Here is a 24697-nt window from a genome sequence, read left to right on the forward strand (position 1 = left end):
TTTAACCACACCGATTTGTCACTTTGCGGAGAGAGGAACCATGAATCAGTTGACCCGGACAGACGTCAGAGGGAGCAGCCGAGCCCGTCGTATTGGCGGACTCAGTACCGCGCTGGTACTGACGCTGGGGCTGACCGCCTGTGGCGGCAGTGGTGACGGTGGTCAGGGCCAGAAGGGCGGCGGGACGCCGCCTCCACCGGTGTCGGTCACTGAGGTTCAGACCGAGGATGTGACCATTCGCGAGGACTATGCCGGGCGTGTCCGGGGTGCCCGTGAAGTGGCTGTCCGGGCCCGCGTCGAGGGCGTTCTGGAAGAGCGCCTCTACGACGAGGGCAAGGTGGTCAAACAGGGTCAGCCCCTGTTCCGGATCGATCCGGAACCCTTTGAGGTGGCCCTGCAGGCCGCAGAAGCCCAGCTCCAGTCCGCCCGGGCGGATCTCAACCAGGCTGAGCGGGAGTGGAACCGGGTTTCCAGTCTCTACGAGAAAAACGCGGTCAGTGAGCGCGAGCGGGACAATGCGCAGTCCGCGTTCGAACTGGCACAGGCCCAGGTGGCGGTTGCAGAGGCCGAAGTCGAACGTGCTGAGCTGGAACTGGGTTACACCGATGTGGAGGCGCCGGTAACCGGCGTGACCGGCCTCGAGACCCAGTCCGAGGGTAACCTGATCGAGCGCGGCACCGAGCTTACCCACATCACCCAGATGAACCCGGTGCATGTGCGCTTCGCGCTGCCGGAGAACGATGCCGCGGCACGCCGCCGTGCGCGCGAAGCCATGCAGTCGGGTAGCAACGGCGATCATCGCAGCACCGCGAAGCTGATCCTTCCGGACGGCTCTGAATACGAACACACCGGTACCATCGACTTCACGGCCAGCACCATTGACCCGGAAACCGGGACCGTTACGGCGCGCGCGGTGTTCCCGAACAAGGAGCAGCGCATTGTGCCCGGCCAGTTCGTCCGCATCCGGGTGAAGCTCAACACACTGGAGGATGTGATGACCGTCCCCGCCAAAGCGGTGAGCGATGGCGGGAACGGCGGCCTTCAGGTCTTTGTGCTCGACGACGACAACAAGGCCCAGCCCCGCTCGGTTGAGACCGGCCAGGTGGTTGATGGTCGCCGCATCATCACGGACGGACTGGAAGCAGGTGAACGCGTTGTGGTCGGCGGCATGGCCGGCATCAGGCAGCCGGGTATGAAGGTGAAAGTCGAGAACGGTCAGAAAGGCCAGAATGGCGGGGAGAGTAACTGATGTTCCGATTCTTCATTGACCGCCCGATCTTCTCGGCGGTCATCTCCATCATCATCCTGATTGCCGGTGCGGCTGCCCTCATGGGATTGCCCGTGAAGCAGTACCCGGACGTGGTTCCGCCGGAAGTGGTCGTGGAGGCCAACTACCCCGGGGCCAGTGCCGAGGTTCTGGCGGACAGTGTGGCGGCACCGCTGGAGCAGGAGATCAACGGCGTTGACGACATGATCTACATGGAGTCCGCCAGCACCGATGCCGGCAGTGTGCAGATCACCGTCTCCTTTGAGGTGGGCACGGACCCGGACCAGGCGACGATCAACGTCAACAACCGGGTCCAGAGGGCCATGTCCAGTCTTCCCCAGGCGGTACGGGATCAGGGCGTGACCGTTGAGGCGCGCTCCACCTCGATCCTGCAGGTGGTGGCACTGTCCTCGAAATCCGGTGATACCAGCACCATTGAGATCTCCAACTACGCGCTGCTGAACGTCATTGACGAGCTGGTCCGCACACCGGGGGTGGGTAACGCCTCGCTGTTCGGTGCCAAGGACTATTCCATGCGGATATGGCTCCAGCCGGACAAGATGGCGGAATACAATGTCTCCCCGATGGATGTGGCCAGTGCGCTGCGTTCCCAGAACGCGCAGTATGCTGCCGGCCGACTGGGGGCGCAGCCGGCACCGGTGGATCAGGCATTCACCTTCAGCGTGTCCACACCGCAGCAGATGTCGGATCCCAGGGAGTTCGAGGACATCATGCTGCGCACCACCAGCGATGGCGCCTCGCTGCGCCTCGGAGATGTGGCTCGGGTTGAGCTGGGGGCACAGAATTACGATTTCTCCGCCTCCTTCAATGGCCAGGCAGCCGTACCGGTGGGGGTCTATCTCCAGCCGGGCGCCAACGCACTGGAGACAGCGACCAACGTTCGTGAGGCGCTCAGGGACCTGGAGGAGCGCTTCCCGGAGGACCTCCAGTACGAGATCCCTTACGACACCACCACCTTCATCCAGATGTCGATCCAGGAGGTGCTGATCACGCTGGTGATCGCCCTGGTTCTGGTGTCGCTGGTGACCTTCATCTTCCTGCAGCACCTGCGCGCCACCCTGATTCCCCTGGCGGCCATTCCGGTTGCCCTGATTGGCACCTTTGCCGGTATGACGCTGCTTGGCTTCTCGGTGAACCTGCTGACCCTGTTCGGACTGATTCTTGCCATCGGGGTTGTGGTGGATAACGCCATCATCGTCATGGAGAACGTTGAGCGGCTCATGCAGGAACACAATATGAGCGCCTATGAGGCTTCGGTGGAAACCATGGGGCAGGTTTCCGGCGCGGTCGTGTCCTCCACGCTGGTCCTGGTGGCGGTGTTCGCACCGGTTGGCTTCCTTGGCGGGCTGACGGGCGAACTCTATCGCCAGTTCGCCGTGACCATTGCGGTCTCCATTGTCATCTCCGGGATTGTCGCGCTGACGCTGACTCCGGCCATGTGCGCACGCCTTCTGGATGGCGAGCCGAAGGATGTGTCAAAGCCATTCCAGTGGTTCAACGCCGGTTTTGAGAAGATCACCAATGCCTTTGTCGCGGGTGTGACCTGGATACTGAATCATGCGGTGATCGGTGTGACTCTCTTCTTCCTGTTCATTGGCAGCACTCTCTGGATGCTGGATCGTCTGCCCTCGGGGCTGGTGCCCCAGGAAGACCAGGGGTTTGTGCTGATGGCCTCCTACCTGCCTCCGGCATCAGCGCTGGGCCGGACCGAGGAAGTGCGTGAGGAGCTGGTCAACAGGGTTCTGGAAATGCCGGAAGTGGAGAACATTGTCGCCTTTGCCGGCTATGACCTGCTCGCTGGTGCGCTGCGCCCCAATGCGAGCATCGCCTTTGTGACCTTCAAGGACTGGTCGCAGCGTCAGGGCCCGGGGCAGTCCGCCTCGGCAATGACGAAGAAGATCATGGGCGCCGGAGCCGGTGTGGAAGAGGCGAACGTCATGTCATTCTCGCCACCGCCGATCCAGGGGCTGTCCCTGACCGGGGGCGTGGAGGCATTCATCCAGGACCAGAAAGGCATGAGCACCGAGGAGCTGCATGCACTGGCCCAGGACATGGTCGAGGCCGCCAACGCCCACCCGGTGCTGACCAATGCCCGTACTGACCTGGACGTGAGCATCCCCCGTTACCGGGCGGACGTTGATCGTGAAAAGGCACGGGCCCTGGATGTGCCCATCAGTGAAGTCTTCTCCGCCATGCAGAGCACCTTCGGTACCCTGTATGTGAACGATTTCACCATGCGGGGCCGGAACTGGCAGGTGAACATGCAGGCTGAAGGTGAGTTCCGCAGCCGCCCGGAGGATCTGCGGCGTGTGTTCGTGCGCTCGAACAGTGGCCAGATGATCCCGGTCAGCTCGCTGGTGACGCTGACGCGGGAGACAGGGGCGGACATCATCAACCGCTTCAACGTCTATCCCGCTGCCAACATTGCTGCGGATCCGGCAGAGGGCTATACGACCGGTGATGCCATGAACGCACTGCGCGAGGTTGCGGACGAGAACCTCGGGTCCAACACGCCCCTGGGCTGGATCGGTCAGGGCTATCAGCTGGCGGCTGCCGGGCAGGCAGGGACCATTGCCTTTGCCCTTGGCCTGGTCATGGTATTCCTGATTCTCGCGGCGCAGTACGAGCGCCTGACCCTGCCGCTGGCGGTGGCCACGGCGATTCCGTTTGGCGTATTCGGGGCCGCGCTGGCCTCGCTGCTGCGCGGCTTCCCCAATGACATCTATTTCCAGGTGGGGCTGCTGGTACTGATCGGCCTGGCGGCGAAGAACGCCATCCTGATCGTGGAATTCGCCGCCCAGAACCGCAAGGAGGGGCTGTCGCCCAAGGACGCGGCCATAGCGGCCGCCCAGCAGCGCTTCCGGGCCATCATGATGACGGCGCTGACCTTCATCATCGGCTCCCTGCCTCTGGTGGTGGCTACCGGCGCCGGCGCTTCCAGTCGCCAGGAAATCGGCACCGTGGTGGTTGGTGGCATGATCGTCGCCAGCACCCTGGCCCTGTTCTTCGTGCCGCTGTTCTATCGGCTTTTCGAGGAGTTCTCGATCTGGTTGAGCAATCGCGGGAGCAACAACAGCTCCAGAGAGGTTTCCGATGCGTAGGCTACTGTTTGCAACACTGACGTTCCCTCTGCTCCTGGCCGGCTGTGCGGTCGGCCCGGAATACAAGGAGCCCCAGGTGGACCTCCCGGAGGAATGGCCGGACGAGGTGCTTCTGACCAATGATGAGCGTGCGGACTGGTCCAACTGGTGGCACCGGTTTGATGACCCCACGCTTAATCGCCTTGTGGAACGGGCCCTGGACGACAACCTCAATATGCAGCTGCAGTACCAGCGGCTGCAGGAGGCCCGGGCGCGGCTGGGGCTGGCGGATGCCCAGGAGATGCCCACTATCGAGGGCCAGGCTGATGCCGCCCGGGGGCGTGAATCCGGGGCTGCCAATCCGCTGGGCGGCGGGACCACCGACAACATGTTCTCGGTGACCGGCCTGCTCAGCTATGAGGTGGACCTCTGGGGCCGGCTGGAGAGCCAGAGCGATGCCGCCGAGGCCGCGCTCCAGGAATCGGTGTTCACCCATGATTCGGTGCGTCTCAGCACCATCGCGGATGTGGTCGCCACCTATACGGAGCTGCGTGCGGCCCAGCGTTCCCTGGCGATCACCCAGCGGACCCTGGAGACGCGCGAGGAGACCGTGCGGATCGAACGCGCCCGCTACGAAGGCGGCGACACCGACGAGCTGACCCTGCGCCAGGCTCAGTCCGAGCTGGAAGCCACCCGTGCCCTGGTTCCCCAGCAGCGCCAGCGTGTTGCCCGGCTGAAGACAGCCCTGGGTGTACTCGTGGGCATGACCCCGCGCGAACTCACCAGCGATCTGGATTTCGGCGAAGGCAGCCTCAGTGGGATCACGCTGCCTGACGAGGTTCCGGAAGTCCTGCCCTCGGATCTTCTGGAGCGCCGGCCGGACATCCGTGCGGCCGAGGCGGCCATCATCGCCGCCACCGAAGAGGTGGGCGTCGCCGAGGCCCAGCGCCTGCCCAGCTTCAACCTCCGTGGCTCCATAGGCAGTGCGGCCATTGAATCCGATGACCTGTTCACGGGCCCTGCCGAGACCTGGGAGATCGGTGCCTCCGTCCTTGGTCCCATATTCGACTTCGGCCGCAACAAGGCCAGGGTTGAAACCGCCCGGAGTCTGCGCGATCAGGCGGAAACCCGTTACCGCGTCACGCTCCAGGAGGCGTTCAGCGAGGTGCGGGACGCGCTGGCCGTCTATGAGGCGACGGATGAACGGGTCAGTCGGCTCCGGGACCAGGTGTCGGCGCTGGAGAAAACGCTGGAGCTGGCCGAGCTGCGCTATGAGGAAGGCCTCACGGACTTCCTGACGGTGCAGGACACCCAGCGGGTCCTGTTGGACGCGGAGTTGACCCTCACCAATGCCATCCGCGACCGGCTCAACGCCACGGCCACGCTGTTCAAGGCGATGGGCGGCGGCTGGGCCGATGGCAAAGCCGTTGATCCGGAAAGCGGAGACTCCTGACCAGGGCAGGGCTCTGTTTACAGGTTTGCCGGCCCGTGCAAGCGCGGAGCCGGCAGCCGTCACCTTCCTGCCAGGCCATGCGGGTGCTAGACTTAAATATTAGGTTACACTAAATTTAAGGAGGCAGGCATGCGCCGAGCCCTAATGATGGTTCTCTGCTTCTGCCTTTCGGGCGCAGCCCAGGCCGCCTCAGCACAGTGGGTGGATGTGAAGCGGGAAACGCTGACAGAAACCCTCCGCCTTGATGGCATGATCGAGGCTGTGCGGGAAAGCACCGTATCCGCCCAGACAGCGGGAACCGTTGTCGAGCTGCCCTACGACGTGGACGACGCCGTTCCGGAAGGCGAGCTGATTGTCCGGCTCGAGGACAGTGATGAACAGGCTCGTGTGGAGCAGGCCCGGGCCAGCCTGGAAGAGGCTCAGGCCGAGCTCACTGATGCCCGCCAGAACCTGGAGCGCGTGGAGCAGCTGCACGAACGCGATGTCGCCTCACAACAGGATCTGGATCAGGCCCGTAACCGTTTCGAGGCAGCCAGAGCCCGTGTTTCACGCGCCGAAGGCGCGCTTTCCGAAGCACGGGAGCAGCTCAGTTACACCCGTGTACACGCCCCTTACAGTGGCATCGTGACCGAGCGCATGGTCGAGGTGGGGGAGTCCGTCTCGCCAGGGCAACCGCTGATGCGGGGTCTGTCGCTGGAGCAGCTGCGGGTGGTGGTCTCTCTTCCCCAGCAGTACGCGGAGCGCGTGCGCTCGGAGCGCGAGGCGGTTGTGACCCTTGATGGTGGAACGCAGCTCGAAACCGACGGCATGACGTTCTACCCCTATGCGGATCAGCAGAGCCACAGCTTCCGGCTGAGGCTTGAGCTTGCCGACCCCGAGGCCCGCCTCTTCCCCGGTATGCTGGTACGCGTGGGCATCCCGACCGAGACGCGCGAGGCACTCTGGGTGCCCGAATCCAGCATCTACCGGCGTGGTGAACTGCGTGCCGTGTTCGTGCGCGGCCCGGATGATGAGCCCCGTCTGCGTCAGGTGCGTCTCGGGAGCCGTCGGGACGGGCTGGTGGAAGTGCTTTCCGGTGTCAGTGAGGGGGAATCCGTGCGCCGTGAGGCACTGTACTGATGACACAGCATGGCAGGCTCGGTCCGTCCGGCCAGATCGCGCGGGTCTTCCAGAACAGTCGCCTCACCCCTCTGCTTGCACTGATCGGGCTGCTGCTCGGTATTGTTGCCGTCATCGTGACGCCCAAGGAGGAAGAACCCCAGATCGATGTGACCATGGTGGACGTCATGGTGCCGTTTCCCGGGGCCAGTGCCCGGGAGGTGGCGAGCCTGATCGCCACTCCGGGTGAACAGATCCTGGACGAGATCCGGGGCGTTGAGGACATCTATTCGGTCTCGCGCCAGGGCCAGGCGGTCATCACGGTCCAGTTCGAGGTGGGGCTGCCGCGGCGGGAAGCGCTGGTGCGCATCCACAACAAGGTCCAGTCCAACCGCGACTGGTTCCCCGAGGGGCTGGGGGCGGGCGAGCCCGTGGTCAAACCAAGGGGGATTGATGATGTTCCGGTCATGACCCTGACCCTCTATGACCCGCAAAGGCGCCAGAGTGGCGAAGACCTGACCCGTCTTGCCCATACCCTGGAGACGGAGCTCAAGCGGGTGTCCGGTACCCGGGATATCTACACGGTCGGCGGCGTGCCGGATCGCATCGATGTGCGGGTTGAGCCCGCCAGCCTGGCCGGTTACGGCCTGGGTATCAGTGACCTGCGGGAGGCGATCCGGGCCGCCAATGCCACTGGCCAGGAAACCAGGGTTACGCGTGCGGGGCTGTCCATCCCGGTTCAGCCGGGGGAGCCGCTCCAGCAGGTTGAGGAACTGAGGTCGCTCGTTGTGGCGCGCAGCAATGGGGCTTCCGTTCACCTGTCGGATGTGGCCTCCGTCAGTCGTGGCGGTACTGTGCCGGACGCATCGGTGCAGCTGGGTTTCGGACCTGCAGGGGAAGGCGAGCCCGGCGAGCGCTATGCGGCAGTGACCCTTGCCGTCGCCAAGAAAACCGGCGAGAACGCCATTGATGTAACCACGGCTGTTTCAGACCGGCTCGAACAGCTGCGGGGGCGGGTGATTCCCGATGATGTTGAGGTGCTCACCACCCGCAACTATGGCCAGACCGCCAGTGACAAGGCGCGCAAGCTGATCTCGGACCTGATCATGGCCACCCTGTCCGTCATGCTTCTGGTGCTGGCGTTCATGGGCTGGCGTCAGGCCATGGTCGTCGGTCTTTCGGTGCTTCTGACCCTGCTCCTGACGCTGGTGTTTTCCTGGGCATGGGGCTTCACCCTGAACCGGGTCTCTCTGTTCGCGCTCATCTTCGCCATCGGGATCCTGGTGGATGACGCCATTGTGATCGTCGAGAACGTCAACCGGCGCATCCATAACTCCGATGACCCGGCCATCCGTGTGATTCCCACAGCGGTGGATGAAGTAGGCACCCCAACCATCATGGCGAGCCTCACTATCATGGCCGCGCTTCTGCCCATGGCGTTTGTGACTGGGCTGATGGGCCCCTATATGAGTCCCATCCCGATCAATGCCTCCGCGGGGATGGTGCTCTCACAGCTCGTGGCGTTCATCCTTACTCCCTGGCTGGCATTGCGGCTGGTGCGCCCCCGTGATCGAGCCGAAGGAGACGGTGGCGGAGGGGAAGCCGTGAATCCACGGCTCTACCGTCTGTTCAGCCGGGTTCTGACACCCTTCATGGGCAACCACAGCTGGCGACGCCACGGGCTGGCCTCCGGGGTTATCGGGCTTACGCTGGCGGCGGCCGCACTGCCGGTGTTCATGCTGGTGATCCTCAAGATGCTGCCCTTTGATGACAAGTCGGAGCTGCAGGTGGTGGTGGATATGCCGGAGGACACCCCCATGGAAACCACCCAGAAGGTACTCACGGAGATGGGCGGTTATCTGGAGAGCCACGAGGCTGTCACGAACTGGCAGGCCTATGCCGGCACCGCTTCCCCCATCAACTTCAATGGACTCGTGCGCCAGTACTACCTGCGCCAGGATTCCTGGCAGGGTGACCTTCAGATCAACCTGAAGGACGAACGGGACAAGGCTTCCCATGATATTGCCCAGGCCATGCGCGAGCCGCTGACAGAGATCGGTGAGCGTTACGGGGCCGCCGTGAAGGTGGTGGAGGTGCCGCCAGGGCCGCCGGTGCTGTCGCCGCTGGTTGCCGAGGTCTATGGTCCCGGTCCCGAGGTGCGTGCCCGGGAGGCTGAGTCACTGGCGCAGCGCATGGGAGGTATCCAGGGGCTGGTGGATATCGATACCACAGTGGAGGCTCCCGTGGAGCGCTGGCGTGTGGTGGTGGATCGCCAGCGTGCTGCCACCCTGGGTGTTTCCCAGGCCCAGGTCGTGGATCTGCTCTCCGTCACGTTGGGCAAGCGTAATCTTGAATACTTTCACGATCCGAATGCCAAATACGCGGTTCCGATACGGGTGATCCTGGATGAAGGCGACAGGGCCCAGAAAGCCGCGCTGCTGTCCCTCAAGGTCCGGAGCCGTTCCGGCGATATGGTGCCGCTGGCGCAGGTGGCCTCAATCGAACCGAGCAGCTGGCCAGGGGCGATCCATCACAAGAACCTGATGCCGGTCACCTACGTCACTGCCGACATGGCCGGCGACGTGGACTCCCCGCTGTACGGCATGTTCCGTATGGCCGAGGATCTGGAAGACCTGCCCCAGTACTACATCCAGCAGCCGGAATGGCCGGACGAGGCCGCCATCAAGTGGGACGGGGAGTGGCAGATCACCTATGAGACCTTCCGGGACATGGGGATCGCCTATGCCGTCGGGATCGTCGCCATCTTCCTGCTTCTGGTGGCGCAGTTCGGCTCCTACGGGCTGCCGCTGATCGTGATGATGCCCATCCCACTGACGCTCATCGGGATCATGCCGGGCCATGCGCTGTTGGGTAAGGAATTCACCGCGACCAGCATGATCGGCATGATCGCGCTGGCCGGCATCATTGTCCGCAACTCCATCCTGCTGGTGGTGTTCATCCGGGATATGCTGCGCGAGGGGACACCGCTGGAAGAGGCGGTTGTGATGGCCAGTGCCGTGCGCATCAAGCCCATAGCGCTGACCGCGGTCTCCGCCATGCTGGGGGCGTTCTTCATCCTGACGGACCCGATCTTCAACGGCCTGGCGATCTCGCTGATCTTCGGGCTGGCCATGTCCACCCTGCTGACGGTGATCGTGGTGCCGCTGGCCTACTATCTGTTCATCGGCCAGCGCGAGGCGCGTTGAGTGCGTCCTCGATACGCTGGAACAGATCGCCCTGAAAGGGTCGGCTCAGGGGATAGAAGTGGCCGGAGTGGGGGAGCATGGTGAGTTCGGCATCAGGGAGGGTTGCAGCCAGGTGCCGGGCGTAGGCCGGGGGCAGAAGCTGATCCTCGGCGCCCTGGTGGACCAGTGTTGGTGTCCGGATGGCCCCGAGCCGGAATCCCCAGTCCCCCATCTCCGTGAGCAGGTCCGTGGCAATGGCGTGGGCGCCTGAGTTGAGGCAGGCCAGCTGGCTGGCGCGGAAGCGCCGGATCTGGCCAGGGTCTCCCAGGATGGCGTGATCCGCGTCGCTGAACAGGCTGCGTGCCCGGGCCATGTAGAAATCCGGCCGCCGCTGGGCAATGGCGGTGATCAGCGCGACGGTCGCCCGGAACAGGGCCTGACTGATATCCGCAATGACAGGCCCGGGCCAGAGCGTGCGCAGCAACAGTCGCCGGGCACCGGCCATTTCCCGGAAATGGGTATAGCTGGAAAGCAGCACCGCGAGCCGTATCCGCCCGGGCAGTTCATGGGCGGCCGCCATGGTGCGGGATCCGCCGCTGGACCAGCCCATGTGGATGCAGCGGTCGATCCCCAGGTGATCCAGGAACAGGGCCAGGTCCCGGGGGTAGTCGAGCAGTGTCCGGTCCTGCTGGTAGCTGGAGCCGCGGATGCCGGGCCTGTCCAGCGCCAGTATCCGGAAACCGGCGATCCGTGCCTGCTCATGGAAGAACAGGGCCTCCAGCGCTGAGCCGGGCATGCCGTGCGCGTAGACCACGGGAATGCCGTCCTCGGCGCCGGTTTCCAGGCCCACCAGCTGCCGGTTATCCGGCGTCCGCAGGGTATGGACCCGTGTAGGCTCGTCCATGCCGATGCTCATGCCCCAGCTTCCTTCAGTTCAGGGCGGAAGTACTGGTTGACCCAGAGCGAAACGCCGATCAGCCCGCCGCCGAGAGCCAGCGCGAGCAGATCCGCATCCCGGTTCCAGATCAGCAGGTTCACCAGCAGTCCCGCGGGCACCAGGGCATTGTTCATGACCGCCAGGGTGCCCGCATCCACTTTCCGTGCTCCCTGGTTCCAGAAGAACAGGCCCGCCCCGGAGGCGGCGAAGCCCAGCCAGCCCAGAACCAGCCAATGCCAGGGCGTGGCGGGCAGCATGGTGCGGTCGCCGAACGTCATGAAGGACGGCAACGCCACCAGTATGGCGCCCAGAAAGAAGTAGCCGAACAGCCGCCAGGCGGGCGCCGTCAGTGAATACCGCTCATAGAGGCGCCGGTACCCGACCTGGCCGGCGGCAAAGGCGAGATTGGCGCCCTGCAGCATGACAAAGCCGGTGATGTAGGACTCACTGAGTCCATCGTAGCGGATGATCGCCGCCCCCAGCGTGGCCAGTGCGGCAGCCAGAAGGGCCACTGGGGCAAACCGGCGGTGGAGGGCGTCATCCATCAGCGTGATGTAGATGGGCGTGAAGACCGTGAACAGCAACACCTCCGGCACCGTCAGGAAGGCGAACGAGCGGTACAGCAGCAGGTAGGTGATGCCGAACTGGCTGGCACCGACCAGCATCATTCCCAGCCGGAAGCCGCCGGGAACCCCGCGCCAGCGCAGAAGCGGCAGGAACACCAGGGCACCGCACAGCACGCGCGTCAGCACGGCGAAGTCGTTGTCCACGTTCCCGGCGAGATAGACGCCGATCAGGCTGAAGGAAAAGGCCCAGAGAATGGTGACGAGAACAAGGATGATCATACGCTGCTCCTAGACCGCCTGGCCGGCGGCGACGCCGGAGGCCCAGGCCCACTGGAAATTATGCCCGCCGAGGTGGCCGGTGACGTCGACCACCTCGCCGATGAAGAAGAGCCCGGGCTGGTCGTGGACCTCCATGGTCTTCGAGGACAGTGCCCGGGTATCCACTCCGCCCAGGGTTACTTCGGCGGTCCGGTAGCCTTCGGTGCCCGCCGGCGTCAACTGCCAGCTATTGAGGGTCTGTGCCGCCTGCGTCAGGTCCGCCCTGCTGAAATGCTGGAGCGGTTCCCGCCAGCCCTGGAGTTCCGAGAAGGCCTGGGCAAAGCGCTTCGGAAGCTCCTCGCCGAGGGCCCGTGCCGCGCTGCGGTTGGGGTGGTTCTGGCGCTGTTCCGTCAGCCACTGGCTCGCATCCTGATCCGGCAGCAGATCGATCCCCAGGGCATCACCGGGTTCCCAGAAACTGGAGATCTGCAGCATGGCGGGGCCGCTCAGCCCCTTATGGGTCACCAGCATGGGTTCCCGGAATCGTTCGCCGTTGCACGAGACCGCCACCGGGCAGCTGATGCCCGCCAGTGGCGCCAGCTGCTCCCGGAGCTCCGGCGCCAGCGTAAAGGGCACCAGGCCGGCCCGGGTGGGTATGATATCGAGCCCGAACTGGCGGGCCAGCTCATAGCCGAAACCAGTGGCCCCCATGGTGGGGATGGAAAGGCCGCCGCAGGCAACCACCAGGGCTTCCGCGTGGAATTCGCCGGCGCTGGTCGCCAGGGTATAGCCGTTATCGGAGGTGGCGACCGTTGCCACCGTCGTGCGGGTCATGACATCGACGCCCGCCCACTCGGCCTCGGTCATCAGAAGATCCACAATCTCGCGGCTTGAGTCCTGGCAGAACAGCTGCCCCGCCGCTTTTTCCTCGTGCTCAATGCCATGGCGTTGCACCAGCTCAAGGAAGTGTTCGGGGGTGTAGCGCTTGAGGGCGGAAATACAGAACCCCGGGTTGTCCGAGAGAAAGTTCGCCGGGGTGCTGTTGAGGTTGGTAAAATTACAGCGCCCCCCACCGGACATCAGGATCTTGCGCCCGGGGCGGCGTGCGTGCTCGATCACCAGCACACGCCGGCCACGGTAGCCGGCAGTCGCGGCGCACATGAGCCCGGCGGCGCCGGCGCCGATGATGATGACGTCATAGGTGGTGGGCATGATGGGGGTGGCCTGTCCGAATGTGCTGCTGAGCGCGTATTCTAAGGCCCGTGAACCCGAGTGAACCAGTGGAAAGAGGCCGATGATCGGACCTGGCACCCAGTCCATCCCGGAAGGGAAGATGAAACTGCTCCAGGCATCGCTGCGCCTGGTGACCAGCAGTCGCAGCATCAGTTCGCTGGGTATCCGGGAGCTGGCCCGTGAGGCTGGCCTCAATCCCAACACCTTTTACCGTCACTTCTCGGATCTGGATGATTTCGGCCTGTTCGTGCTGGAGTGCATCGCCTCGGAGGTCAAGCGCCAGGTCCGGCGTCTGCGCACAGCGGCGGCGACCTCGGATCAGGCGGCCCACGATTCGGTCTATTTCGTGTACGAGTACTTCCGCGTTAATCCGGCGGTGGTCATGGTCGCGGTGCGGGAACTTCACGGGCCCTCACTGGTGCTCAGGCAGGCCCTGGCGCGGCAGCTGGAGGAAGCGGCCAGCGAGATGGCCGATGACGTGACCGAGCGGGAGCTGGTCCCCCAGGTTGACCGGACCACGGTGCTGGACATTGCCAGGACCGTCGTCCGGTTCATGCTGTTCCGCGGCATGGATTACATCGAGTACCCGGAACAGCAGAAAGCCATCCAGAAGGAGACGGAGCGCTTCCTCCGCCGCCAGTTCATGGGGGCCATGGCCGAGATCCTTTCCCCGGGTCTGGATGCCAGGCTGGCAGGCTCCTAGAGCCATCAGGCCGGTTGCCCATCGCTGTCGACAAAGACCCGGTTGCGTCCGGAATGCTTGGCGGCATATAGGGCCTGGTCCGCGTCTTCAAACAGGCGCTGGGTGATCTCGGCCGTCTCGGGAATCCGGCCGCTGATGCCGATGCTCACCGTCAGGTGGATGGTCTCCCGGGAAACCTGGAAAGGCGTTTCGGCCACGCGCCGGCGGATCCGTTCGGCCACGCAGCGGGCCCCTTCAACCGCGGTATCCGGGAGCACCACCACGAACTCCTCGCCGCCATAGCGGGCGACAATGTCCTCGGGGCGTGTCACCAGATTGGCAATGCATTCCGCCACCATCCGCAGGCAGTCGTCACCCACCAGGTGCCCGTAACGGTCGTTGAAGGCCTTGAAGTGGTCAATGTCCAGGACCATTACAGACAGCGGCTGGCGGTACCGGAATGCTTCCACGCAATAGTTCGGGAAAACCTCTTCAAAGTAGCCGCGGTTGCGCAGACCGGTGAGGGCGTCCGTGGTGCTGAATTCCAGAAGCTTGGCATTGGCGGCTTCCAGAGCCTCGGTACGCTCGTGCACCCGATGCTCCAGACGGGTATTGGCCTCTTCCTGGACCCGCAGCGTTTCCGCCTGTGCCATGCGGGCATTGCGCTCCTCGCGCAGGGCCTGTTGCTGGGCTTCCAGCGCCGCCTTTTTCTCCTTGTTGAGGCGATCGGCAATGGCGAATGAGAGCACGATGACCCCTAGGGCCGAGCCCACCTGGACCGCGTTCTGGGTGAACACGGTGTTGGGGACCACTGCGAACTTGTTCAGGGCCAGGATGATGCCGCCGGCAAGCATGGCGAACCAGGCGACCGTATAGTAACGCGCTGCCTGTACTCCTTTGAGGAGACGGACAATCCCCACAAGAAGCATCAGGCAGCAGGCCACGAAGGCCACGCCGATGCTCGGCAGTACAATGGTGCTGAAGGGCACGAAGAGGGCCGCCAGGATGATGAGCAGGGCGGCAGCGATCAGGTTTGAGGTAGCCCGCAGCAGGAAGGGATGGTTGTCGCTGTTGATGGACAGGAAGCGGATGGTGAACAGGGCACCGAAGACCACCACGCTCATCAGGAAGATCATCATCAGCTGGTTGTTCCACCAGGTCGCGCCGGGCCAGAGGAACTGGTAGGCGAGGCCGCCCAGCGTGGCGAGGAACAGGGGCATGGCGGAGATGTAACCGATGTAGTAGAGGAAGGCCCGTTCGCGCACCGCGATGTAGACGAAGATGTGGTAGAAGATCATGGCCACGGCAATGCCGAAATAGATGCCCTGGAACAGCAGGTCTGACTGTTCATAGACCAGAAACGCTTCCGATTCCCAGAGGGTCAGCGGCACCTGCATGGAGCTGCCCGTCTCCACGCGCATGAACACCGTCAGCGTTTCCCCGGGTGCGAGTTGCAGGGGGATCACGAAGTTACGGTGTTCCAGCGGGCGCTGCCCGAAAGGCAGCTGATTGCCCATGGTCTGTGTCTGGACCGTCTCGCCACCACTGAGTACATGCAGGTCAATGTGGTGCAGTGCGGGGTAACCGATTTCCAGATAGGGATTGAGCGGAGTGTCCGTGGGGTTGTGGATCCGGGTCCGGAACCAGTAGGGCTCATCCACATAGCCGTGGCTGATGGACGGCGGCTCTTCCGGTGTCCAGGCTTCACGCGGCAGGCTGCGGACGTCACCGAGGCTGGCGTCGCCACTGGTGTCGACCCACGACTGGGTATGGCCCTCAAGTGGGAGGTTCCGTTCGTTCCCGGACCACTGGGCAGTCTCTGCGGACGCGGGGCCTGCCAGCAGCAGGAGTCCGTAGAGTAGCAACCGAATCAGTATGCGGCTCATTATCAGCATCCCTTTTCCGCTCAGTGTAGTGGCGGTCCCGGGATGCCGTGTTGCCCTCTGGTTACCGACCGTAACCGACGAAGTCCGCCAGGTAATCAATGCCGGCGTCGGCCTGGCGGTACACCAGATACAGTGTCTTGTGGACCCCTTCCTCACCCAGGCGCCGGGTAGCGATGGGGTGACTGTCGCGATAGCGTTCAGCCAGCCAGTCCGGCAGGGTGCAGACACCCCGGTTGGCCGCCACCAGCTGGAGCATGATCTCCATGGCTTCCACTTCCTGCTGGTGGACCGGTTCCAGTCCGGCAGGTGACAGGAAGTGAGTGAACACATCCAGCCGCTCCCGGGCCACCGGGAAGTGGATCAGCCGTGTCTGGCTGAGGCGCTCAGGCGTTATGGCACCGCCGCCGGCAAGGGCGTTTTCCTGCGCGGCCACGAGCATGAGCTCGTAGTCAAAGACCGGTGTATGGCAGAGGTCACTGCTGAACACGGGATCGCTGGTGATGAGGATGTCGATCCGGTGCTGGGTCAGGGCTTCGAGGCCGTTGAAGCGGAACTTCTGGATCACGTCCAGATCCACGTCCGGCCAGCGCCGCAGGTAGGGTTGGACAACCGTCAGCAGCCATTCGTAGCAGGGATGGCATTCCATGCCGATCCGCAGGCGTCCGCGCCGCCCTTCACCGAAGGCGCGCAGGGTCGCATCCGCCTCCTGCAGACGCGGCAGCAGCTGCTGGCCCAGTTCCAGCAGGTAGCTGCCGGCCTGCGTCAGCTGCAGGCGTCGGCCCTGCTTGGACCACAGCCGGGCCCCGCTCTGCTCCTCCAGCTTATGCATGGAATGGGAGAGGGCCGACTGGGTCAGGCAGAGGTGGCTGGCGGCTTCGCCAAGGGTGCCCTTCTCGTGCAGAGCCATGAGGATTTCAAGATGGTGACGCTGAATCATGAGCGGAACTCACGGATCGAATAGAAATAATCATTTTCCATCATCGATTACCGTGAGTAAAGTGTAACCAGCATCAAGGCGCGGGTTCAGGGAAGAGCGGGTTTGCCCGTGCATTGTGATGCAGCCGGTTACCGGTCAGGCTCCTCGGCTGGCCGGCAGCCCCTTCCATGGGCAGGCGTCCGCCTGCCCATTCCTTTCCGATTCCACTGTTGTTCAGAGCCAGTCGTTCAGGGAAACGCCCAGACCGATGCGGTGGGTGCGTTCGTTGTAGTCGATGAGGGACTCACCGTATCCGTTGTAGTACTGGATGTGGGCCTTGATGGAATCGCTGACCGGGAAGGACCAGTTGATCTCGACGGAGGTCCGGTTGTTTTCATCCCTCAGGTTGTTCATCAGCGAGATTCCGAGCGCGTGGGTCCCTGCCGGGTTGTAGACCGCGTTGAGCTCGCCGTACCCGAGATACCGCTCAATGTCCGGGTTATCGTCTTCTGCCCTTGAGGGCTTGAGCCGGTACCAGGGCTCCAGGGCGATGGTCCAGTTGTCGGTGCTGTAGACCATGCCCGCCTTCACCCGGTTCCAGCTGCGCGAAAAAGGCTCCTCACGGCCATTCGACTCATGATTGAAACCGATGATGAGCGTGTCGAGTTTGCCCGGGCCAATCTCCCAGCCCAGGTCATGGGTCATGAAGATCTCGGGTTCGAAGTTGATCTCGCGGAACGGTGAGGATTCCTCGGTGTTGTACAGCTGCCAGAACGCCAGCTGGGTGTAGCCGAACCACAGCCGGTTGGGGCCTTCAAACACACCGGTCAGCAGTGGCAGGCGGAAGCTGAGCTGGAACTTGACCTCCTCCTTTTCCACCTGCTCGCCATGGGGTTGCGGCGTGTAGGTGGGGGTGGTGGGTATCTGGTTGGGCGATCCCGTCCGCGTGGCCGGCAGCAGGTAATTGCGCCGGTGCGGCTGGAGGATGCTTGACTCGCCGAGCATGCGCTCCCGGGGTTGCGGTTCGGAGGTTGCCTCCGCCTCGCTGTCGGTGTCCTCATGAGGATGTGCCGGGCTGGGGACCGTGTAGAGCCCGACCAGGAAGGTCATCAGCAGTGTCAGGTGGTGTAGTCGCTTCATGGTCGGAGTTTACGCCAGGCATGGGTCGCACACAAAAACGCCGGGCACTGGGCCCGGCGTCGAGTGCGGCGTAATGGTTTACAGGGCCCACTGGTCGTCATCAAGGGCCATAAGACTCTCCTTGCCGTCCACGATGTCCGCAAGCAGAGCGTCCTTCTCCGGTAGAAGCTTGTCGAAGAAGAAGCGCGCCGAGACCTGCTTGGCCTCGTGGAAAGCCTGGTTACCCTCGCCATTGGCCAGCGCCTGGCCGGCCGCGTCCGCCATACGGGTCCACATCCAGGCTATCACGGTCAGTCCCGTGAGCCGCAGGAAGGGCGTGGCCGCGGCACCAGCCTGCTCCGGGTCCTGGCGCGCGTTGTCATTGAGCCAGTTCACCGCCTCTTCCAGCGTTGCCAGGGCCCCTTTCAGCGCATCCCGGTGCGCGCAGTCCGGGTTGGCTTTTAGGTAGCCGGTCATGTCCGCGAACAGGCTCTGTACCAGGCGGCCCTTGTGCAGGCTCAGCTTGCGCCCCACCAGGTCCATGGCCTGGATGCCGTTGGTGCCCTCGTAGATGCGGGCGATGCGGCCATCACGCACGTACTGTTCAATGGGCCAGTCCTGGGTGAAACCGGAACCGCCCAGCACCTGCAGGCCGGTATTGGCATTGGCGTAGCCCTCATCCGTCAGGAAGGCTTTCACCACGGGCGTCATGATCTGGACGATGTCATCGGCTGTCTGGCGGGTGTCAGCGTCCGGGTGGGCCTTGGACAGATCCAGTTGGTGTCCGGCGTACAGGGCCATGGCTCGCATGCCTTCGTTGAGCACCTTCTGGCGCATCAGCATGCGGCGCACATCCGGATGCACAATGACCGGATCGGCGGGGCCGTCCGGGTTCTTCGGGCCGGCGAGGGAGCGGCTCTGCAGGCGCTCCTTCGCGAAACCGAGACTCACCTGGTACGCGGCCTCGGCCAGCCCCAGCCCCTGCATGCCGACCATCAGACGGGCCTCGTTCATCATGGTGAACATCTGGCGCATACCGTCATGGGGCTCGCCCACCAGCCAGCCCCGGGCCTCGTCCATGTTCATGACGCAGGTGGCGGAGCCCTTGATGCCCATCTTGTGCTCCAGGCCACCACAGAAGATGCTGTTGCGCTCACCGGTCTCCGGGATCACCTTGGGCACCACGAACAGGGAGATGCCCTTGGTACCGGCAGGTGCATCCGGCAGCTTGGCCAGCACCAGGTGCATGATGTTGTCCGTCAGATCATGCTCGCCACCGGTGATCCAGATCTTGGTACCGCTGATCCGATAGCTGCCGTCGGCATCCGGCTGGGCCTTGGTCCGGATCAGGCCCAGGTCGGTCCCGCACTGGGGTTCGGTCAGGCACATGGTGCCGGTCCATTCGCCGGAGATCAGTTTCTCCAGGTAGGTGTCCTTCAATTCCCGGGAGCCGTGCTCGTGCAGGGTGCTGATGGCGCCGTGGGTAAGCCCGGGGTACATGCCCAGCGACAGGTTGGTGGCGCATACCATCTCATCGACGATGAACTTGAGGATGTGCGGCAGGCCCTGGCCACCGTACTCGACCGGCGCGTCCAGCGATGTCCAGCCGCCTTCGGAAAACTGGCGGTAGGCTTCCTGGAAACCGGAGGGAGTGGTGACACTGGCGTCCTCAGGGTTGAACTGGCAGCCCTCGCGGTCGCCCGGTACGTTGGTTGGCTCCATGATATCCCGCATGAAGCGGCCGCCTTCCTCCAGGATGGCGTTGATCAGGTCCGGAGTCGCCTCCGTGTAGGGCTCGAGTTCGCACAGGCGGTCGGCACCCAGGACGTTGTAGAGGAGGAAACGGTAATCGGTAACCGGTGCATCGTAGGCCATGAAACGCCTCGCTATGGTGAGGTGAATGGAGATTCAGGATGTATCAGTGTTTACGGATGAGGCGGGGTGCTGGTTCAGGGTTACCAGGGGAGTTCCGAACCATCCCAGCTCAGGAAACGACCGCTGTCCCCAGGACCCAGGTCATCGAGGACCGCCCAGAGGTTGGCGGCGGTATCAGCGGGACTGTGCACCCTGAGGTGCGCCAGGGACTGCGGGAAAGGGGCGGTCAGGGCCGTTTCGGTGGTGCCGGGGTGAAGGGCCACCACCGTCGCGGGCCGGAGCCGGCGCTGGGTTTCGATAGCGAGATTGCGCACCGCCATATTGAGGGCGGCCTTGCTGCAGCGGTAGCCGTACCAGCCGCCATAGCTGTTATCGCCGATGGAGCCGACCTTGGCGGAAACCGCGGCGATCAGCTTGGGGTCGCGATGGCGCAGCCATGGGAGCAGCGCCTGTACGGTGTTGAGGAATCCCAGCGTATTGACCCGGTAGCTGTGCAGCATGGCCTCCGGGTCCACGTCCTCCAGCCGTTTTTCCGGAAACAACCCTTCGCCATGGAGCACGCCAACGGCATAGAGGATGCGGGTGAGCCGGGCATCTCCGGGTAAATGGTCAGAAAGGGCAGCATCCAGGGAGCCCCTCTCGGCCACGTCGGCATCCACCAGGCTGAGCCGCCCGGGAAAGGCCTCCGCCAGGGCGCAGGCCTCGTGGTTCCGGGAAGCGCTGCGGCTCAGTCCCACCACATGGGTTTCGGGATTGCGCTGCAGCTCATGGGCCGCCAGCGCCAGGCCGATGCCGCCACTGATTCCGGCAACCAGGGTATCCATCAGCCCCGGGCTAGCGGATGAAGGGGTTGAGCAGCCGCGTCAGCCGGCCGGTGAGTTTCACGGGGGCGTCCATCACCGAGAGGGTGATGCAGTCCTCACCGTGCAGTGCCACCGGCTGGTGGTCATGGTGGTGGTCCAGGATCACGAAGTCCCCCTTGCTGAATACACCATTGGCATCGGCAAAGGCACCGGTCAGCACCAGTGTGGCCTCGGAGCCGTGGTGACTGTGGGAAGGGGCCCGTCCACCGGCGCACAGCTTCTGCAGGGTGACGCGCTCATCCCCGGGGAAGCGGTCGCTCAGATCATAGACGCTGACATCGGCCAGCTGGCGCTTCCAGGGCAGCTCCTGCAGGTCACTGCCAAGCAGCCGTTCGAGCGGGGAATCATGGGAGGGCTTCTCCGTCTCCGCCTCACGGGGCGCCGGTTCGCTGTCAATCTGCGCGACAATATTGTCGAACAGATCGTCGGAGACCCGGCTGGCCTGTTGGCTGTGGTCGAGCATGATCGCGCCCAGGCTGTTCAGCATGTCCAGCTGGCCGCGGCACTGGGAGCACCGGTCGAGATGCATGCGCATGCACAGGGCCATGGGCTCGGAGAGCGTGCCCGCACTGTACTCCATCAGAAGGACTTCATCGGGATGATGGGTACTCATAGGTCCTGATCCTGAAGAATCACTTTCAGTTTGCCCAGTGCCAGACGGACACGGCTCTTGACGGTACCGAGTGGAATGTCGAGATCCTCAGCCACGGCCTGGTGCGACTTGTGTTCGAGATAGACCTGTTTGAGCACGGTCAGCTGTTCCTGCGGCAGGTATTCGAAAGAGTCCCGGATACGCCGTTCGGCAATGATACGGTGAAGGGAGGGCACTGGATCCTTCTCATCGTCACCGGGGATCTGCCAAAGGTCTTCCGTTTCGATGGCCATCTCGGCACTGCCGCGCTGGATCTTGCGCAGCATGTCGATGCGCTGGTTACGGGCAATGGTGAAGATCCAGGTGGAGGCAGCCGCCTTGCGCCAGTCATAGGTGGAGGCCCGCCGCCAGATGGAGATCATGACCTCCTGGACGAGTTCTTCCGCCTGATGGGCGATGCCATTGGAAATGGCATAGTACTTGATCTGGGGACCGAAGTGCTCGAACAGCTCGTGGAAGGCCGCCCTGTCCTGATGGCTGGCGACCCGCTCGAGGAGCTGGCTCCAGTGGTCCTTGCTGCGCTCGGCGCGCGAACTGTCCGGGGCTGTGGTCACGTTGCGACTCTTGGCTGCTGCCGTCTGGCTGCTTCTTATGAGTTCCATTGTAGGTGCCCGTAGCCATGTTGGGAAATCAAACCTGAACAGGGTTACGCGGGCGCGGCGGGTATGGATCAGTCACCGGTGAGATAGGTGTAGCTTCCCAGCCCCTGGCGGATCTGTTCCAGCAGCCGCAGACGCTCTTCGTCCGACAGTCCGGCGGTCTCGATCCGGGATTCCAGCTGGCGGAACAGGTTCTCCGGGTCATGGTTGACCTGGCGCAGTACGCTGGCCAGCGTCTCACCCCGGGCCAGGTGGGTGACCTGGGCGTTGCCCGCGGCATCCAGGCTGACATCGGCGGCGTCCGTGTCGCCGAACAGGTTGTGCATGTCCCCCAGGATCTCCTGGTAGGCGCCGGTCATGAAGAAGGCGAGCTGGTCCACGTCCGTGGCATCGGGCAGGGGCAGGGTGGTCTCAATCCCGTCGCCATCCACGTAGTGGTCGATGCGGCCATCGGAGTCGCAGGTCATGTCCCTCAGCACCGCCCGCCGCGTGGTCGGCTGGTCCAGTCCCTGCAGCGGCAGGATGGGGAATATCTGGTCAATGCCCCAGATGTCCGGCAGTGACTGGAAGATCGACAGATTCATGAACAGCCGTTCCGCGCACTGTTCGTTGAGCTCATCAAGCAGGTCGCGGTGCACGCGGTTGCCGGGATTGAGGCGGGTGCGCAGCCGCATGGCCACCTGGCGCTGGAGCTGTTCCGCCTGGGCGCGCTGCTGCAGGGACAGTAGCCCATGGGCGAATTCGGTCTGAACGTCCGCCATGGCCTGCGCCGCATCATGATGGATCTCCACGGCCGAGCGTTCGGGCCCGTCGCCGCTGAGCGCCTGGTAATCCGCCCAGAGACTGCGCAGTGGCGCCGGTGCGGTTTCGGGGACCGGTTCCGGGGTGGCCGCTTCGGGCGCTTCCCGGTCGATGATGTTGGTCACCAGTACCGCGTGATGGGCGGTCATGGCGCGGCCGGACTCGGTGATCAGGTGCGGGTGGGGCAGGTTGTTACGGGTGCAGGACTCGTGGAAGGTCTGCACCACCTGGCGGGCGTATTCCTCCATACTGTAGTTCATGGAGCAGGCACTGCGCGAACGGGTGCCCTCGTAATCCACGCCCAGGCCGCCGCCCACGTCCACGGTGTTCAGGGGCGCGCCGGCCTCGTGCAGGGTATGGTGGAAGCGAGCCGCCTCGCGCAGGCCGGTCTGGATGTCCCGGATGTTGGCGATCTGGGATCCCAGGTGGAAATGCAGCAGCTGCAGGCGATCCAGGGCATCGGCCTCACGCAGCTGCTCCACCACCGTCAGGACCTGCTGTGCGGACAGTCCGAACTTGGACTTCTCGCCCCCGGTGTTCTGCCAGTTGCCCTCGCCAATGGTGGCCAGCCGCGCGCGAACCCCGATGAGAGGGCGCAAACCCAGGCGGCGGGACTCGTCCAGGATCAGCGGCAACTCCGAGGCTTTCTCCACCACGATGAACACACGGTGGCCGAGGCGCTGCCCCATCAGTGCCAGACGGATGGTCTCGCGGTCCTTGTAGCCGTTGCAGATGATGCGGGCATTGGGTGGCGCCAGAGCCAGCACCGCGAAGAGTTCCGGTTTGCTGCCGGCCTCCAGGCCGATCTGGCCCTCTCGGGCGGCCGGTTCGCTGCGCAGGATCTCTTCCACCACGCGGCGCTGCTGGTTGACCTTGATGGGGTAGACAGCGGTGTAGCCTCCCTCGTAGCCAAGGTTCCGGATGGGCTCATTGAAAGCACGGCACAGACGGTTCACACGGTGACGGAGAATGTCGCTGAAGCGGATCAGCACCGGCAGGCGGGCGCCCTGGTGCTGTACCTGTGCCACGACCTCGGCCAGTGCCACCCCGGGGCTCCGGGTATCGGGGTTTATGCGCAGCTCACCTCCGGCGCCGACCGTGACGTAGCCCTCGCTCCAGCGATCGATGTTCCAGGTGCGGCCAGGGGTATCACTGTGCATGCGGGCTCCGGGCAGATGGCTTTCCGGGGATTGTAAGGCCGCGCGCGTCTATGGAACAGGCTTCTGTCCGTTGCCGGCGGGTCGTACAATGATCCCTTTACCCATGCACAGGAGGGAGTCATGAGCGGACTCGACGACAACTGGTTCACTGAGATCTACCCGGAGGAGTCTTCCGCCTTTTCCCTCCGGATCAGGGGGAGGGTGCACGCGGAGCAGTCGCCCTACCAGAGCATCAGCATCTACGAGACCGCGACATTCGGGTACCTGATGGCGATCGACGGCTGCGTCATGCTCTCCACCCGGGACAACTTCCTTTACCACGAGATGATGGCCCATCCGGTGCTGTTCACTCACCGCAATCCCAGGCGGGTCGCCATCATTGGCGGTGGTGACTGCGGCACGCTGCGCGAGGTGCTGCGCCATGACGGTGTTGAGGAGGTCTGGCAGGCGGAGATCGATCAGCGTGTGACGGAGCTGTCCGAGCAGTGGTTCCCGGAACTGTGCGAGGCGAATGAGGATCCGCGTGCCAATTTCTTCTTCGGCGACGGCATCAAGTGGATCCAGGACACGGATCCGGGTTATTTCGATGTCATCATCATCGACAGCACGGACCCCGTGGGCCCGGCGGAAGGGCTGTTCACGAAGGATTTCTACCGCGACTGCCACATGGCGCTGGGGGAGAACGGCCTGATGGTGCAGCAGACCGAGTCGCCGCTGATGGAGGGGCCGAAATCGATCATCCGTAAGGCCCATGAGGACATGAAAGCCGCGGGCTACCATCACAGCAAGACGCTGGTGTTCCCGCAGCCCGTCTACCCCACGGGCTGGTGGAGTTGCACCATCGCGGGCAAGGTGACGCCGCTGGAACACTTCCGGGAGGCGGATGCCGGGGCGCGCCCGTTCCCGACCCGCTACTACAGCGCGGACGTGCACCGGGGAGCCCTGGCGACACCGCCCTTCCTGCAGGATATCATCGGCGAGGATCATCCCGTCGGCGGCGAAGGGTGAAGCCTCGACTGGAACCGGACGCAAACGCAAAGGAGTGC

General features: G+C 63.9%; 18 protein-coding genes. 7 read left to right on the forward strand and 11 right to left on the reverse strand.

What is annotated here, in order from left to right; all coding sequences use genetic code 11:
- The first annotated feature begins 40 nt into the window (after positions 1-40).
- The 5 genes from CK501_RS03890 (at position 41) to CK501_RS03910 (ending at position 10125) form a co-directional block, all read left to right on the forward strand.
- On the forward strand, positions 41-1249 hold the full coding sequence (locus tag CK501_RS03890) for an efflux RND transporter periplasmic adaptor subunit (protein WP_095616390.1): 1209 nt from the start codon (positions 41-43) through the stop codon (positions 1247-1249).
- The gene (locus CK501_RS03895; RefSeq protein ID WP_095616391.1) at positions 1249-4389 is read left to right on the forward strand and encodes an efflux RND transporter permease subunit; all 3141 of its coding nucleotides are present in this window, start codon (positions 1249-1251) and stop codon (positions 4387-4389) included. Before CK501_RS03890 ends, CK501_RS03895 begins: the two co-directional genes overlap by 1 nt.
- Positions 4382-5821 carry an efflux transporter outer membrane subunit gene (locus tag CK501_RS03900; RefSeq protein WP_095616392.1) on the forward strand — a complete coding sequence of 480 codons (1440 nt, stop codon included), beginning with the start codon at positions 4382-4384 and terminating at the stop codon, positions 5819-5821. Before CK501_RS03895 ends, CK501_RS03900 begins: the two co-directional genes overlap by 8 nt.
- Before the next feature lie 129 nt (positions 5822-5950).
- Complete coding sequence (locus CK501_RS03905) at positions 5951-6940, forward strand: efflux RND transporter periplasmic adaptor subunit (protein ID WP_095616393.1); 990 nt, start codon at positions 5951-5953, stop codon at positions 6938-6940.
- Positions 6940-10125, forward strand: coding sequence for an efflux RND transporter permease subunit (locus CK501_RS03910; protein ID WP_095616394.1), 3186 nt, complete (start codon positions 6940-6942; stop codon positions 10123-10125). Before CK501_RS03905 ends, CK501_RS03910 begins: the two co-directional genes overlap by 1 nt.
- On the opposite strand, the gene CK501_RS03915 is transcribed toward CK501_RS03910, so the two are convergent.
- Genes CK501_RS03915 through CK501_RS03925 form a run of 3 tightly spaced genes read right to left on the reverse strand, consistent with a single transcriptional unit; the run spans position 10100 to position 13077 of the window.
- Positions 10100-11020, reverse strand: coding sequence for an alpha/beta fold hydrolase (locus CK501_RS03915; RefSeq protein ID WP_095616395.1), 921 nt, complete (start codon positions 11018-11020; stop codon positions 10100-10102). The two genes, CK501_RS03910 and CK501_RS03915, sit on opposite strands and share 26 nt — an antisense overlap.
- A complete protein-coding gene (locus CK501_RS03920) occupies positions 11017-11886 on the reverse strand; it encodes an EamA family transporter (RefSeq protein ID WP_095616396.1) in 870 nt (289 codons plus the stop codon). The genes CK501_RS03915 and CK501_RS03920 overlap by 4 nt, the downstream gene beginning before the upstream one ends.
- A gap of 9 nt (positions 11887-11895) precedes the next feature.
- Complete coding sequence (locus CK501_RS03925) at positions 11896-13077, reverse strand: BaiN/RdsA family NAD(P)/FAD-dependent oxidoreductase (protein WP_095616397.1); 1182 nt, start codon at positions 13075-13077, stop codon at positions 11896-11898.
- Positions 13078-13159: 82 nt separating this feature from the next.
- Between CK501_RS03925 and CK501_RS03930 the strand changes: the two genes are divergently transcribed.
- Entirely contained in the window at positions 13160-13801 is a 642-nt protein-coding gene (locus CK501_RS03930) for a TetR family transcriptional regulator (RefSeq protein WP_095616398.1), read from the forward strand.
- A 5-nt stretch (positions 13802-13806) separates the two neighbouring features.
- On the opposite strand, the gene CK501_RS03935 is transcribed toward CK501_RS03930, so the two are convergent.
- The 8 genes from CK501_RS03935 to speA form a co-directional block, all read right to left on the reverse strand.
- Positions 13807-15666, reverse strand: coding sequence for a sensor domain-containing diguanylate cyclase (locus CK501_RS03935; protein ID WP_095616399.1), 1860 nt, complete (start codon positions 15664-15666; stop codon positions 13807-13809).
- A 61-nt stretch (positions 15667-15727) separates the two neighbouring features.
- Entirely contained in the window at positions 15728-16603 is an 876-nt protein-coding gene (locus tag CK501_RS03940; RefSeq protein WP_095616400.1) for a LysR family transcriptional regulator, read from the reverse strand.
- Between the two features lie 213 nt (positions 16604-16816).
- A complete protein-coding gene (locus CK501_RS03945) occupies positions 16817-17722 on the reverse strand; it encodes a phospholipase A (RefSeq protein WP_095616401.1) in 906 nt (301 codons plus the stop codon).
- Positions 17723-17800: 78 nt separating this feature from the next.
- Positions 17801-19576 (reverse strand): acyl-CoA dehydrogenase C-terminal domain-containing protein, encoded by a 1776-nt coding sequence (locus CK501_RS03950; protein WP_095616402.1) that lies wholly within the window; start codon positions 19574-19576, stop codon positions 17801-17803.
- A gap of 80 nt (positions 19577-19656) precedes the next feature.
- The gene (locus CK501_RS03955) at positions 19657-20400 is read right to left on the reverse strand and encodes an SDR family NAD(P)-dependent oxidoreductase (protein ID WP_198949372.1); all 744 of its coding nucleotides are present in this window, start codon (positions 20398-20400) and stop codon (positions 19657-19659) included.
- A gap of 10 nt (positions 20401-20410) precedes the next feature.
- On the reverse strand, positions 20411-21052 hold the full coding sequence (locus tag CK501_RS03960) for a ChrR family anti-sigma-E factor (protein WP_095616404.1): 642 nt from the start codon (positions 21050-21052) through the stop codon (positions 20411-20413).
- Positions 21049-21693: a sigma-70 family RNA polymerase sigma factor gene (locus CK501_RS03965; protein WP_095616405.1), complete on the reverse strand. Its 645-nt coding sequence runs from the start codon at positions 21691-21693 to the stop codon at positions 21049-21051. Before CK501_RS03965 ends, CK501_RS03960 begins: the two co-directional genes overlap by 4 nt.
- Positions 21694-21761: 68 nt before the next feature.
- Complete coding sequence (speA, locus tag CK501_RS03970) at positions 21762-23651, reverse strand: biosynthetic arginine decarboxylase (RefSeq protein WP_095616406.1); 1890 nt, start codon at positions 23649-23651, stop codon at positions 21762-21764.
- Positions 23652-23771: 120 nt separating this feature from the next.
- Here speA and speE point away from each other — a divergent pair, with 120 nt between their 5' ends.
- The gene (gene speE, locus CK501_RS03975; RefSeq protein WP_095616407.1) at positions 23772-24659 is read left to right on the forward strand and encodes a polyamine aminopropyltransferase; all 888 of its coding nucleotides are present in this window, start codon (positions 23772-23774) and stop codon (positions 24657-24659) included.
- Positions 24660-24697: the final 38 nt, after the last annotated feature.

This window comes from Halovibrio salipaludis (genome assembly GCF_002286965.1).
Lineage (GTDB): Bacteria > Pseudomonadota > Gammaproteobacteria > Pseudomonadales > Oleiphilaceae > Halospina > Halospina salipaludis.

Coding starts and splice junctions, on each gene's coding strand:
- CK501_RS03890 (WP_095616390.1), top strand. CDS start 41: ATGAATCAGTTGACCCGGACAGACGTCAGAGGGAGCAGCCGAGCCCGT.
- CK501_RS03895 (WP_095616391.1), top strand. CDS start 1,249: ATGTTCCGATTCTTCATTGACCGCCCGATCTTCTCGGCGGTCATCTCC.
- CK501_RS03900 (WP_095616392.1), top strand. CDS start 4,382: ATGCGTAGGCTACTGTTTGCAACACTGACGTTCCCTCTGCTCCTGGCC.
- CK501_RS03905 (WP_095616393.1), top strand. CDS start 5,951: ATGCGCCGAGCCCTAATGATGGTTCTCTGCTTCTGCCTTTCGGGCGCA.
- CK501_RS03910 (WP_095616394.1), top strand. CDS start 6,940: ATGACACAGCATGGCAGGCTCGGTCCGTCCGGCCAGATCGCGCGGGTC.
- CK501_RS03915 (WP_095616395.1), bottom strand. CDS start 11,020: ATGAGCATCGGCATGGACGAGCCTACACGGGTCCATACCCTGCGGACG.
- CK501_RS03920 (WP_095616396.1), bottom strand. CDS start 11,886: ATGATCATCCTTGTTCTCGTCACCATTCTCTGGGCCTTTTCCTTCAGC.
- CK501_RS03925 (WP_095616397.1), bottom strand. CDS start 13,077: ATGCCCACCACCTATGACGTCATCATCATCGGCGCCGGCGCCGCCGGG.
- CK501_RS03930 (WP_095616398.1), top strand. CDS start 13,160: ATGATCGGACCTGGCACCCAGTCCATCCCGGAAGGGAAGATGAAACTG.
- CK501_RS03935 (WP_095616399.1), bottom strand. CDS start 15,666: ATGAGCCGCATACTGATTCGGTTGCTACTCTACGGACTCCTGCTGCTG.
- CK501_RS03940 (WP_095616400.1), bottom strand. CDS start 16,603: ATGATTCAGCGTCACCATCTTGAAATCCTCATGGCTCTGCACGAGAAG.
- CK501_RS03945 (WP_095616401.1), bottom strand. CDS start 17,722: ATGAAGCGACTACACCACCTGACACTGCTGATGACCTTCCTGGTCGGG.
- CK501_RS03950 (WP_095616402.1), bottom strand. CDS start 19,576: ATGGCCTACGATGCACCGGTTACCGATTACCGTTTCCTCCTCTACAAC.
- CK501_RS03955 (WP_198949372.1), bottom strand. CDS start 20,400: ATGGATACCCTGGTTGCCGGAATCAGTGGCGGCATCGGCCTGGCGCTG.
- CK501_RS03960 (WP_095616404.1), bottom strand. CDS start 21,052: ATGAGTACCCATCATCCCGATGAAGTCCTTCTGATGGAGTACAGTGCG.
- CK501_RS03965 (WP_095616405.1), bottom strand. CDS start 21,693: ATGGAACTCATAAGAAGCAGCCAGACGGCAGCAGCCAAGAGTCGCAAC.
- speA (WP_095616406.1), bottom strand. CDS start 23,651: ATGCACAGTGATACCCCTGGCCGCACCTGGAACATCGATCGCTGGAGC.
- speE (WP_095616407.1), top strand. CDS start 23,772: ATGAGCGGACTCGACGACAACTGGTTCACTGAGATCTACCCGGAGGAG.